At 70.3% G+C, this 11,054-nt stretch carries 13 protein-coding genes; 4 read left to right on the top strand and 9 right to left on the bottom strand.

All coding sequences use genetic code 11. The features are described from left to right. Nucleotides 1-62: 62 nt before the first annotated feature. Genes ACFQ7C_RS08320 through ACFQ7C_RS08310 form a run of 3 tightly spaced genes read left to right on the top strand, consistent with a single transcriptional unit; the run spans nt 63 to nt 1,881 of the window. Nucleotides 63-527: a MarR family winged helix-turn-helix transcriptional regulator gene (locus ACFQ7C_RS08320; protein WP_378899047.1), complete on the top strand. Its 465-nt coding sequence runs from the start codon at nt 63-65 to the stop codon at nt 525-527. Then, nucleotides 524-1,174 carry a hypothetical protein gene (locus ACFQ7C_RS08315; RefSeq protein ID WP_378899045.1) on the top strand — a complete coding sequence of 217 codons (651 nt, stop codon included), beginning with the start codon at nt 524-526 and terminating at the stop codon, nt 1,172-1,174. The genes ACFQ7C_RS08320 and ACFQ7C_RS08315 overlap by 4 nt, the downstream gene beginning before the upstream one ends. Nucleotides 1,175-1,194: 20 nt before the next feature. Beyond that, nucleotides 1,195-1,881: a trimeric intracellular cation channel family protein gene (locus tag ACFQ7C_RS08310; protein ID WP_378899043.1), complete on the top strand. Its 687-nt coding sequence runs from the start codon at nt 1,195-1,197 to the stop codon at nt 1,879-1,881. 103 nt (nt 1,882-1,984) lie between these two features. On the opposite strand, the gene leuA is transcribed toward ACFQ7C_RS08310, so the two are convergent. Continuing rightward, nucleotides 1,985-3,745 carry a 2-isopropylmalate synthase gene (gene leuA / locus ACFQ7C_RS08305; protein WP_378899041.1) on the bottom strand — a complete coding sequence of 587 codons (1,761 nt, stop codon included), beginning with the start codon at nt 3,743-3,745 and terminating at the stop codon, nt 1,985-1,987. Nucleotides 3,746-4,005: 260 nt separating this feature from the next. On the opposite strand from leuA, the gene ACFQ7C_RS08300 reads away from it, so the two are divergent. Beyond that, a complete protein-coding gene (locus tag ACFQ7C_RS08300) occupies nt 4,006-4,635 on the top strand; it encodes a hypothetical protein (protein ID WP_378899039.1) in 630 nt (209 codons plus the stop codon). Nucleotides 4,636-4,641: 6 nt separating this feature from the next. Here the strand turns inward: ACFQ7C_RS08300 and ACFQ7C_RS08295 are convergent, their stop codons facing one another. The 8 genes from ACFQ7C_RS08295 to dnaJ form a co-directional block, all read right to left on the bottom strand. Continuing rightward, the gene (locus ACFQ7C_RS08295) at nt 4,642-4,830 is read right to left on the bottom strand and encodes a hypothetical protein (protein WP_378899037.1); all 189 of its coding nucleotides are present in this window, start codon (nt 4,828-4,830) and stop codon (nt 4,642-4,644) included. Nucleotides 4,831-4,919: 89 nt separating this feature from the next. After that, nucleotides 4,920-5,864, bottom strand: a complete 945-nt coding sequence (era, locus tag ACFQ7C_RS08290; RefSeq protein ID WP_378899034.1) for a GTPase Era — start codon at nt 5,862-5,864, stop codon at nt 4,920-4,922. Then, nucleotides 5,861-7,213: a hemolysin family protein gene (locus ACFQ7C_RS08285; RefSeq protein WP_378899032.1), complete on the bottom strand. Its 1,353-nt coding sequence runs from the start codon at nt 7,211-7,213 to the stop codon at nt 5,861-5,863. Before ACFQ7C_RS08285 ends, era begins: the two co-directional genes overlap by 4 nt. Continuing rightward, a complete protein-coding gene (ybeY, locus tag ACFQ7C_RS08280; RefSeq protein WP_159844058.1) occupies nt 7,210-7,680 on the bottom strand; it encodes an rRNA maturation RNase YbeY in 471 nt (156 codons plus the stop codon). Before ybeY ends, ACFQ7C_RS08285 begins: the two co-directional genes overlap by 4 nt. Beyond that, nucleotides 7,677-8,708: a PhoH family protein gene (locus ACFQ7C_RS08275; protein WP_378899133.1), complete on the bottom strand. Its 1,032-nt coding sequence runs from the start codon at nt 8,706-8,708 to the stop codon at nt 7,677-7,679. Before ACFQ7C_RS08275 ends, ybeY begins: the two co-directional genes overlap by 4 nt. 52 nt (nt 8,709-8,760) lie before the next feature. After that, entirely contained in the window at nt 8,761-9,108 is a 348-nt protein-coding gene (locus ACFQ7C_RS08270) for an HIT domain-containing protein (protein WP_378899030.1), read from the bottom strand. A gap of 68 nt (nt 9,109-9,176) precedes the next feature. Then, nucleotides 9,177-9,914, bottom strand: coding sequence for a 16S rRNA (uracil(1498)-N(3))-methyltransferase (locus tag ACFQ7C_RS08265; RefSeq protein WP_378899028.1), 738 nt, complete (start codon nt 9,912-9,914; stop codon nt 9,177-9,179). A gap of 3 nt (nt 9,915-9,917) precedes the next feature. Beyond that, a complete protein-coding gene (gene dnaJ / locus ACFQ7C_RS08260; RefSeq protein ID WP_378899027.1) occupies nt 9,918-11,030 on the bottom strand; it encodes a molecular chaperone DnaJ in 1,113 nt (370 codons plus the stop codon). Nucleotides 11,031-11,054 lie beyond the last annotated feature (24 nt).

The following is an 11,054-nucleotide window of genomic DNA, read 5'->3' as shown; positions in this document are numbered from 1 at the left end:
CGCCGGCATCCACCCCGATCGTGTCGGCGACCACTCCGCGCAACTCGTGTATCCTATTCACTATGTCCGGCACTCAGATTCTCGACACGCTTCTCGCACTGTCGACCGTGCTCAGTGCCGATCAGGAGCGCGAGCTCGATCGGCGCGGCCTCACCCCGGCGCGCACCCACGTGCTGTGGCTCGTCTTCCACCAGGGGCCGCGAACGCAGGCCGAGTTGGCGGCCGCACTCGGCGTCACCCCGCGCAACGTCACGACCCTCGTCGACGGGCTCGAGGCCACCGGCTTCGCGCGACGCGAGCCGCATCCGCACGACCGCCGGGCCGTGCTGGTCACCCTGACGCCGCGGGGCGAGGAATCGATGCGGGCGATGGACGCCGAGCACACCGAACTCGGTGCCCAGCTCATCGACGGTCTCGACGAGCTGACGGCGCAGGCGACGCTCCGCGGCCTGACGCACGTGCTCGACCGTCTCACCCGACTGATCGCAGAGCACGAGGCCCGCACGGGCGAGGACGCCGCCTCATGAGCGCCGTCGACAACCCGCCCCGGCCGTCCACCGAGCCGGCGTGGCCCGCGAAGCTCCGCACACTCGCCCGCCGCGCCTGGATCATGGAGCTCGGCGTCTATCAGAGCATCTACCGCTTCGTGTTCCGGCGGCCGCGGGTCCCCACGGGTGCGAGTGCGTTCCGGTACCACTCCCCCGTGCTGACACTGCTGGTGATCTTCATCGTGCTGTCGGCCATCGAGATCCCGATCGTCGACCTCATCGTCCACCGCTGGGTCTGGGTGCGCATCCCGCTGCTCGTGCTCGGCATCTGGGGCGTCACGTGGATGCTCGGCCTCCTGTTCGGCTACCTGACGAGGCCGCATGCGGTCGGTCCTGCCGGCATCCGGGTGCGACAGGGCGCCGAGCTCGACCTCGATCTGCCCTGGGATGTCGTGGCATCCGTCGAGCGCTCCCCGCACCGGGTCGAGAAGGCGCCCGCCGTCGTGGACGAGCCGGAGGGCCGCACGTTCGCGGCGCGCATCGCGAACGAGACGAACATCCTCATCCGCCTCGAGCACCCGCTCGACGTACGGCTCCCGCAGGGGCAGGACCGTGTTGAAGCCGTGCGCCTGTGGACCGACGATCTCGACGGCTTCCTGTCGGCGGTGCGCACCCACATCCCCTGATCGCCGTCGACAATGGAGGGGTGAACGAGCCGGTCTTCGTGATCCCCCTGTGGGCCGACCTCATCGCCGTGGGTCTCGGCGGCATCCAGGGCGCGCTGTTCGCGTCGGGCTTCCGCGGCGAACGCCGGCTCGACATGCTCGGCGTCGCGATCATCGGCATCGTCGTCGGCATGGGCGGCGGTCTCATCCGCGACTTGCTCCTGAACGTCACGCCCACGACGCTGCAGAGCAACTGGTACCTGCTCACCGCCGCCGGCGCTGCGCTGTTCGGGATGCTGCTCGCCGGCCTCTTCCAGCGGCTCAACGCCGTCATCGTCGGCCTCGATGCCCTCGTCATCGGCCTGTTCGGCGCGTTCGGCACCAGCAAGGCCCTCGTGCTCGGTCTCCCGCTCGTGCCGGCCGTGTTCGTCGGCGTGTGCGCGGCCGTGGGCGGCAGCATCCTGCGCGACGTCATCATGGGGCTGCCGGTCGCGATCATGCACGTGGGATCGCTCTATGCGGTCGCCGCGGCGGCCGGATGCCTCGTCCTCGCGACCGCGGAGCGGCTCGGCGTGGATGTGGTCATCGCCGCCGCGATCGGCATCGTCGTGACGACGGTGATCCGACTCCTCGCGGTGATCTTCGACATCTCGCTGCCCGAGCAGCGTGCGCTCTATCGCCGGAAGGTGGCGGTCGAGACCTCGACGATCCCGATCGTGAAGCCCTGAGGCATCCGTTCCGTCTCGCCTCGTCCGCTCGACGGCCGGACTCCGGGCGAACACCGGCGGGTGCGCGCGGGATCAGCCACGCACACCCGCCGACGGTTCGCGTTCAGACGCCCGCGAGGGCTCCGGACCGCTGCCGCGTACGGATGGCGCGGTTCACGCCCGACACGATCGCTTTGAGCGATGCGGTCGAGATGTCCGAGTCGATGCCGACGCCCCAGAGGCGCTCGCCATCGACCTGGAGTTCGATGTAGGCGGCCGCCTGGGCGTCGCCGCCGGCGCTCAGGGCGTGCTCGACGTAGTCGTAGAGCGTCACGTCGAACCCCTGTGCGCGGATGATCTCGAGGAACGCGGCGACCGGGCCGTTGCCCCGGCCGGATGCCTCGAACCGGTCGTCGCCGTCGCGCAGCGTGATGTCGAGCGCGACATCGCCCGACAGGTCGCTGCGGGTGCTGGTGGCCAGCAGCTCGAAGCGGCCCCAGCGCTCGTCGGCGACCTCCGACGGCAGGTACTCGTCGGTGAAGATCTTCCAGATCTGGTCGCTCGTGACCTCACCGCCCTCGGCGTCGGTCTTGGCCTGGACCACGCCCGAGAAGTCGATCTGCAGCTTGCGGGGCAGGTCGAGCGAGTGGTCGGTCTTCAGCAGGTACGCGACGCCGCCCTTGCCCGACTGCGAATTGACGCGGATGACGGCCTCGTACGACCGGCCCAGGTCCTTCGGGTCGACGGGCAGATACGGGACCGCCCAGTCGATCTCGTCGACGGTCACGCCGGCGGCCGCGGCCCGGGCGTCCATCGCCTCGAAGCCCTTCTTGATGGCGTCCTGGTGGGAGCCGCTGAACGCGGTGAACACGAGGTCGCCCGCCCAGGGGCTGCGCTCGTGCACGGGAAGCTGGTTGCAGTACTCGACCGTGCGCTTGACCTGGTCGATGTCGCTGAAGTCGATCTGCGGGTCGATGCCCTGTGTGAACAGGTTGATCCCGAGCGCGACCAGGTCGACGTTGCCCGTCCGCTCGCCGTTGCCGAACAGGCAGCCCTCGATGCGGTCGGCACCGGCCATGTAGCCGAGTTCCGCCGCCGCGATCGCGGTGCCGCGGTCGTTGTGCGGATGCAGCGACAGGATGACGTTCTCGCGGTGGGCCAGGCGACGGCTCATCCACTCGATCGAGTCGGCGTAGACGTTCGGCGTCGCCATCTCGACGGTGGCGGGCAGGTTGATGATGACCTTGCGCTCCGGCGTCGGCTCGAAGATCTCGATGACCTGGTTGCACACGCTCAGCGCGAACTCGAGCTCGGTGCCGGTGTAGCTCTCGGGCGAGTACTCGTAGAAGACCTGGGTCTCGGGGATGCGCTTCTCGAACTCGCGGCACAGGCGAGCGCCCTCGAGCGCGATGTCGACGATGCCCTGCTCGTCGGTGCGGAAGACCACCTCGCGCTGCAGCGTGCTCGTCGAGTTGTACAGGTGCACGATCGCCTGCTTCGCGCCGGCGATGGACTCGTAGGTGCGCTCGATCAGATGCTGTCGCGCCTGCGTCAGCACCTGGATCGTGACGTCGTCGGGGATCAGGTTCTCCTCGATGAGCTGGCGGACGAAGTCGAAGTCCGTCTGGCTCGCCGAGGGGAAGCCGACCTCGATCTCCTTGTAGCCCATCTTCACGAGGAGGTCGAACATGATGCGCTTGCGCTCGGGGCTCATCGGGTCGATGAGCGCCTGGTTGCCGTCACGCAGGTCGACGGCGCACCAGCGGGGCGCGGTCGTGATGCGCTGGTCGGGCCAGGTGCGGTCGGGCAGATTCACGGTGATCTGCTCGTGGAACGGCCGATACTTGTGGGTCGGCAGGCCCGAGGGCTTCTGGGTGTTCTCCATGATGTCGTCGCTTCTCTCGTGTGTTCCGAGCCTCAGCCCGATCGGGGTGGCTCAGTGCCTGATGATGCGGGCCAACACAAAGCTCCGCGACGAGGAAGGCCCTAGAACGAGGTCTCGTCGCGGCGGCTAAGAAGGAGAAGCCCGCCGAAGCGCATGGCATCAGGCTACACCCCGTTCCGGACCGAGAGCGAACGGATGACGAACGGATGCCGCAGCATCCGCTTCTGAGACGATCTGCGCCGACGCGACACCTTGAAGGCATGAGAGGTCTCCGTCGCCCCCTCGGCATCGCGGCCACCGCCGCCGTCGTCCTGCTCGTCGCCGCTTCGTGCGCGAGCGCCGGCCCCGCGGGCACGCCCGCGCCCGCCGCGCTCGGTACCGTCACGCCGGTCCCGCCCGAAGGCGAGGTGGCCGCCACCGGAACCGTGCTCGACACCGCCGGCGAGGTGCAGCTCTGCCTGGGAGCGGTGGCCGAGTCCTATCCGCCGCAGTGCACGGGGACGCCGCTCGTGGGGTGGTCGTGGGAGGGCGTCGACGGTGCGGAGTCCTCGGGGGACGTGACCTGGGGCGCCTACGCCGTTCGCGGCACCTACGACGGCGAGACGTTCACCTCGACGCAGCCGCCGATCCTCCTGGCGCTGTACGACCCGATCCGCCCCGAGGACCCGACGGGCGGGAAACCGGGAGCAGGCGACGAGGCGACACTCGCCGCGATCCAGGACGAGCTGCCCGACACGCTGGGCGACGCCTACCTCGGTTCGAGTGTGCAGGACGGGTGGCTGTGGGTCGACGTGGTGTGGGACGACGGGAGCTGGCAGGATGCCGCAGACGCCGAGTACGGCGCCGACACCGTCGTCATCCGCTCGGCGATCACCCAGACCGTCGGGTGAGGCGCGTCAGTAGTCGCACTCGCAGATGAGGTTCCACTCGACGACGCGGTCGCCCTCTTCGGGACGCGCCCACGCTTCGGCCTCGGCCCGGCTCGCGAACCTGCGAGGCGCCAGGCGGCCGTTCGACATCAGCACGCCGACCGCGATGTCGTCGCGAGGGTCGTTCCACGCGACAGTCTGAGCGGGCGTCGTCATCGCGGGCTCCTCTCCGGACGGCTCATCGCCAGGCTACGCCTCTCCGGGGCCGCGAGGGCCGGATCGCGGCATCCGTCCGCTCTCCTGCTTCAGAAGCCGAGGCGCCCCAGCTGTTTGGGATCGCGCTGCCATTCCTTCGCGATGCGCACGTGCAGCTTGAGGAACACCTTGGTGCCGAGGAGCGGTTCGATCTGTGCGCGTGCGCGGGCGCCGACGTCGCGCAGCCGGGAGCCCTTGTGGCCGATGATGATGCCCTTCTGGCTGTCGCGCTCCACGACGATGTCGGCGTAGATGTCGGTGAGGTCGGAGTCCTCGCGGGGCTCCACGTCCTGCACGACGACCGCGATCGAGTGCGGGAGCTCGTCGCGCACGCCGTCGAGCGCGGCCTCCCGGATGATCTCGGCGATGCGGTCCTCGGTCGACTCGTCGGTGACGACGCCCTCCGGGTACAGCGCCGGACCCTCCGGCATGAGGGCGAGCAGCTCGTCGCTCAGGACCTCGAGCTGGTCGCGCGTGAAGGCGGACAGCGGGATGACGGCGGCCCAGTCCTCGCGCAGCTGGTCGACCTCGATGAGCCGCTCGGTGATCTGCTCGCGGGTGGCCGCATCCGTCTTCGTCACGATCGCCACCTTCTTGGCGCGTCCGTACCCGCTGAGCGACTCCGCGATGCGGCGGTCGCCGGGTCCGACCTTCTCGGTCGCGGGCACGCAGAAGCCGATGACGTCGACGTCCCCGAGCACCTGCTCGACGAGGTCGTTGAGGCGCTGCCCCAGCAGCGTGCGCGGCTTGTGGAGTCCCGGGGTGTCGACGATGACGAGCTGACCGCCGGGGCGGTTCAGGATGCCGCGGATCGCCCGGCGCGTCGTCTGCGGCTTGTCGCTGGTGATCGCGACCTTCTCGCCGACCAGGGCGTTCGTCAGCGTCGACTTGCCGACGTTGGGGCGTCCGACGAACGTGACGAAGCCGGAGCGGCCTGCAGCGGGCTCGTGCGCGGAGCCGGGCTCGGATTCCGGCGTGGGCTCGTTCTCGGTCATGACGTCTCTTCCTTCCGAGGCAGCCGGATCTCGCCGGTGCGGGGGCTCACGATGCGGATCTCGCCGGTGCGCGGCGAGCGTCCGATGTCCAGCGCGGGGTCGCCGCGCTCGACGAACACCGTCGAGATGCCGCGTCCGCGCCCGCGCGATGCGCCGCCGGTGAGCACGAGCCCGGCGTACTCGGCGGTCGCGCCCGGCTGCGGCACGCGCCCGAGCGCCTTGCCGAGGAGTCCTCCGATGGAGTCGACGTCCTCGTCCTCGAGCTCGAGGCCGAACAGGTCGCCGACCTCGTCGAGGCCGAGTCTGGCGCTGACGCGGTAGTGGCCCGGCTCGAGCTCGGTGACCTCGTCGGCACGGGCGTCGTATTCGTCCGAGATGTCGCCCACGAGCTCCTCGATGAGGTCTTCGAGGGTCACGAGACCCGACACGCCGCCGTACTCGTCGACGACGAGGCACACGTGCACGGCGTCGCGCTTCATCTGCTGCAGCAGGGTCTCTGCCTTCATGGACTCCGGCACGAACACCGCAGGCCGCGCTATGCGGCTGATCGGGGCATCCCGCCAGCCCGTCTCGTCGCGGAAGCCGAACTGCACGAGGTCCTTGAGGTACAGCACGCCTACGACGTCGTCCGCGTCGTCGTCGACGATCGGAACGCGCGAGACGCCCTTCTCGAGGAAGATCGTCATGGCCTCGCGTGTCGAGGTCGAGGCATCCACCGTCACCATGTCGGTGCGCGGCACCATCACCGCGCGGACGAACGTGTCGGTGAAGTCGAACACCGAGTGGATCAGCTCGCGGTCGTCCTGCTCGATGAGCTCGTTCTCGGCCGCCTCGTCGATGATGCTGAGCAGCTGTTCCTCGGAGGCGAACGACGAGCCGCGGGACGCCCCCGGAGTGATGCGCGTGCCGAGAGCGACGAGGCCGTGGGCGAGCGGTCCGAGGATGATGCGCACCCCGCGGACGATCGGTGCGGCGCCGCGCAGCAGGCCCTTCGCGTGGAGCCGGCCCACCGTGCGAGGGCTCGCGCCCACGACGACGTACGAGATGCCGGTCATGAGCACGGCGGCGGCCAGCATGGCCCACCAGATGCTGTTGAAGAGGTCGACGAATGCGACCGTCACGAGCACTGCGGCAGTCGTCTCGGCCAGGACGCGGATGAAGATCACGGCGTTGGCGTGCGCGTCGGGGTCGTCGGCGATCCTGCGCAGCGACGCCGAGTTGCGACCGCCCGCGCCGAGTTCGGCGAGATCCGCCCGCGAAGTGACGCTGAGCGCCGCGTCGATCGCGACCATGAGGGCGCCGAACGCGAGCAGCAGCGCCGCGGCGACGAGCAGGAGGGCGGCGGTCATGCGCGAGGTCGTCGGCGTTCGGACGCCTGGAACGAGGTGATGAGCTCGCGCTGCAGTCCGAACATCTCGCGCTCCTCCTCCGGCTCGGCGTGATCGAATCCGAGGAGGTGCAGGAGGCCGTGCGTCGTCAGGAGGATGAGCTCGTCGAGCGTCGAGTGCTTGGCTGCGACCGCCTGCGTCTCGGCGACCTGCGGGCAGAGCACGATGTCACCGAGGAGCCCCGCGGGTGTGGGCGCGTCCTCGGTGCCCGGACGCAGCTCGTCCATCGGGAAGCTCAGCACGTCCGTCGGACCGGGCTCGTCCATCCACTGCACGTGCAGCGCCTCCATGGCGCCCTCGTCGACGAGCAGGATCGCCACGTCGGCGTCGGGGCTGACGTGCAGCTCGGCGAGGTTGTGCTCCATGAGACGCAGCAGCACCGTCTCGTCGACGGCGATCCCCGATTCGTTGCCGATCTCGATGGTCATGGGCGTCCTCGCTTCGGAAGGTGGTCACGGGGTCCGCCGCCGCGCACGGTGGCGGCGCGGCGCTCGGCGCGGTTCGCGAACTCGGAGGCCTCGTCCCGCTCCCGCCGCGCGGCGAGACGGCGCTCGTCGTACTCGCTGTAGGCGTCGACGATCCGGCCGACGAGGGTGTGGCGCACGACGTCGTCGCTCGTGAGGTACGAGAAGTGGATGTCGTCGATGTCGCCGAGCACGCGGGTCACCAGGCGCAGACCCGACGCGCCCTGCGGCAGGTCGATCTGCGTGATGTCGCCCGTGACGACCATGCGGGTGCCGAAGCCGAGGCGCGTGAGGAACATCTTCATCTGCTCGGGTGTCGTGTTCTGCGCCTCGTCCAGCACGACGAACGAGTCGTTGAGCGTGCGTCCGCGCATGTACGCCAGCGGGGCGACCTCGATCGTGCCGGTCGCCATGAGCTTCGGCACGAGCTCCGGATCCATCATCTCGTTGAGCGCGTCGTACAGCGGGCGCAGGTAGGGGTCGATCTTGTCGGTGAGCGTGCCCGGGAGGAAGCCGAGGCGCTCCCCCGCCTCGACGGCCGGCCGCGTCAGGATGATGCGGCTGACCTCCTTGCGCTGCAGCGCCTGGACGGCCTTCGCCATCGCGAGGTACGTCTTGCCGGTACCGGCGGGGCCGATGCCGAACACGATCGTGTTCTCCTCCATCGCGTCGACGTACGCCTTCTGGCCGAGGGTCTTCGGGCGGATGACCTTGCCGCGCGAGGACAGGATCGCCTCGCCCAGCACCTCCGACGGGCGGGGACCGCCCTCGCTGCGGAGGATGCGGTTCGACGAGGCGACGTCGTCCTCGCCGAGCGACTGGCCCGCCTTCGTCATCGCGACGAGCTCGTCGACCAGCGACCGCGCTGCGGCGACCGCCGGCGCCTCGCCCGTGAGCGTGATCTCGTTGCCGCGCACGTGCACGTCGACACCCGGATGCTCCTTCTCGACGACCCGCAGCAGGCGGTCCTGCGGACCGAGCAGCTGCACCATCGCGACGCCGTCGACCTCGACGTGGTCGCTCACCGTCTCATGACCGGGTTGATCAGGCACCGACACTCTTCTCTTCGAGGCCTCCCGCGAGCACATGGGCGTGCACGTGGAAGATGGTCTGGCCCGCGTTCGGGCCGGTGTTGAAGACGAGGCGGAAGTCCCCGTCGGAATGCTCGGCGGCGATCGTGTTCGCGAGGCCCACGAGCTCCGCCATGAGGTCCGGGTCGCCGGCAGCGAGTTCGACGACGTTGCGGTACTCCCCGGACTTGGGGATCACCAGCAGGTGCACGGGTGCCTTCGGGGCGATGTCGCGGATGGCGAATGCGTTCTCGGTCTCTGCGATGATCTCGGACGGGATCTCGCCGTCCAGGATGCGCGTGAAGATCGACGGTTCACTCATGGCGCAAGTCTACCGACGGGGGTGCGCACGGGGACGGCCGCGCCCCGCCCGGTGAGCCTGTCGAACCGTCACCAGCGGCCGAGGGCGGTGCTGACGACGGCCAGCGCCGCGGGACCGGCCGTCGAGGTGCGCAGCACGGTCTCGCCGAGGCGGACGAGTCGCGCGCCGGCGGCTGAGAGGGAGTCGAGCTCCTCCGGGGCGATGCCGCCCTCGGGACCGACCACCAGCACGACGTCGCGCTCGTCGCCCTGCTCCAGCGCGAGCCCGCTGAGCCGCTCGGTCGCCGTCGGCTCCAGAATCAGGACGACGGATGCTGCCGCCCGGCGCGCGAGGGCGGCCGTCGTGGTCAGCTCCGCCACCTCCGGCACCCACGCGCGGTGGGCCTGCTTCGCGGCCTCGCGCACGATGGTCCCCCAGCGCGCGCGGCCCTTCGCCGCCTTCGCGGCGTCCCATCGCGAGACGCTGCGCGCGGCCTGCCACGGCACGATCTCGTCGACGCCGAGCTCGGTCGCCGCCTGGACGGCGAGCTCGTCGCGGTCGCCCTTGGCCAGCGCCTGCACCAGCACGATGCGCGGGCGCGGGGGCGCGGCATCCGTGCGTCCGTCGATGCGGATCACCACCTCGCGCGGCGCCACCGACTCGACCAGGCCGGTGAGCCACGCGCCACGGCCGTCGCCGACCGTGACCTCCTCGCCGACCCGGACGCGTCGCACCGTCGCCGCGTGGTGCGCCTCCGCGCCGGTGAGCGTCACGGCGTCGCCGGGAGCGGCGTCGACGGGCTGGTCGAGGAGGAAGTGCAGCGCCACGGGTCAGACGTTCCGGAAGCGGTCGCGGAGCTTGGCGAACAGGCCCTGGTGGAACTCGGCGAGCTTCGGGGAGGGCGCCTTGGTGCGCTTGGCGAACTCCTCGATGAGAGCGCGCTCCTTGTGGTCGAGCCGCGTGGGCGTGACGACGTGCACGCCGACCTTGAGGTCGCCGCGCTGCGTGCCGCGCAGCGGTGTGATGCCGCGGCCCTTGATGGTGAGGACGTCGCCCGCCTGCACGCCCGCCCGCACCTCCAGGTCGACGGGGCCGTCGAGGGACTGGATGGTCGTCGTGGTGCCCAGGATCGCGTCGGGCATCGAGACCTCGAGCGTCGCGAGCAGGTCATCGCCGTCGCGGCTGAACACCTCGTGCGGCTGAACCGTCACCTCGATGTAGAGATCGCCGTTGGGGCCGCCCGCGGGGCCGACCTCGCCGGAACCCGGCAGCTGCAGACGGAGTCCGGTCTCGACACCGGCGGGGATGTCGAGCGAGACCGTCCGACGTGCACGCACGCGGCCCTGACCCTGGCAGGTGGCGCACGGGTACGGGATCGTCGTGCCGTAGCCCTGGCAGACGTTGCACGGCTGCGTCGTGACGACGTTGCCGAGGAGGCTGCGCACCTGGCGCTGCACGTTGCCGGTGCCGTGGCAGATGTCGCATGTGACCGGGCTCGTCCCCGGCTGGCAGCAGGAGCCCTGGCAGGTCTCGCACACGACGGCGGTGTCGACCTCGATGTCGCGGTGCGTGCCGAACACGACGTCGGCGAGCTCGAGCGTGACGCGCACCAGCGCGTCCTGGCCGCGTTCACGGCGCGATCGCGGCCGGCCGCCGCGCGACCCGCCCGCCGCCCCGAAGAACGTCTCGAAGATGTCGTTGAAGCCGCCGAAGCCGCCCGCCCCGCCGAACGGGGAGTCGTTGCCGCCCATGTCGTAGCGCGCCCGCTGCTCGGGATCGCTCAGCACGTCGTAGGCGTGCGTCACGAGCTTGAACCGCTCGGAAGCCTCCTCCCCCGGGTTCACGTCCGGGTGCAGCTGTCGGGCCAGCCGCCGGTAGGCCTTCTTGATCTCGTCGGTGGTGGCCTCGCGTGAGACGCCGAGGACCTCGTAGTGGTCAGCCACTTTCGCCTTCCTGCCGCGGCGGTG

It is taken from the genome of Microbacterium sp. NPDC056569, assembly GCF_042793475.1.
Classification (GTDB): domain Bacteria; phylum Actinomycetota; class Actinomycetes; order Actinomycetales; family Microbacteriaceae; genus Microbacterium.
This window is presented reverse-complemented; position numbering and strand designations above follow the sequence as displayed.

What these genes read in the sequence shown, in the direction of transcription:
- ACFQ7C_RS08270 (WP_378899030.1), bottom strand. Translation starts at nt 9,108, where the DNA reads ATGAGTGAACCGTCGATCTTCACGCGCATCCTGGACGGCGAGATCCCG.
- era (WP_378899034.1), bottom strand. Translation starts at nt 5,864, where the DNA reads ATGACCGAGAACGAGCCCACGCCGGAATCCGAGCCCGGCTCCGCGCAC.
- ACFQ7C_RS08275 (WP_378899133.1), bottom strand. Translation starts at nt 8,708, where the DNA reads ATGGTGCAGCTGCTCGGTCCGCAGGACCGCCTGCTGCGGGTCGTCGAG.
- ACFQ7C_RS08285 (WP_378899032.1), bottom strand. Translation starts at nt 7,213, where the DNA reads ATGACCGCCGCCCTCCTGCTCGTCGCCGCGGCGCTGCTGCTCGCGTTC.
- ACFQ7C_RS08315 (WP_378899045.1), top strand. Translation starts at nt 524, where the DNA reads ATGAGCGCCGTCGACAACCCGCCCCGGCCGTCCACCGAGCCGGCGTGG.
- ACFQ7C_RS08320 (WP_378899047.1), top strand. Translation starts at nt 63, where the DNA reads ATGTCCGGCACTCAGATTCTCGACACGCTTCTCGCACTGTCGACCGTG.
- leuA (WP_378899041.1), bottom strand. Translation starts at nt 3,745, where the DNA reads ATGGAGAACACCCAGAAGCCCTCGGGCCTGCCGACCCACAAGTATCGG.
- ACFQ7C_RS08295 (WP_378899037.1), bottom strand. Translation starts at nt 4,830, where the DNA reads ATGACGACGCCCGCTCAGACTGTCGCGTGGAACGACCCTCGCGACGAC.
- ybeY (WP_159844058.1), bottom strand. Translation starts at nt 7,680, where the DNA reads ATGACCATCGAGATCGGCAACGAATCGGGGATCGCCGTCGACGAGACG.
- ACFQ7C_RS08300 (WP_378899039.1), top strand. Translation starts at nt 4,006, where the DNA reads ATGAGAGGTCTCCGTCGCCCCCTCGGCATCGCGGCCACCGCCGCCGTC.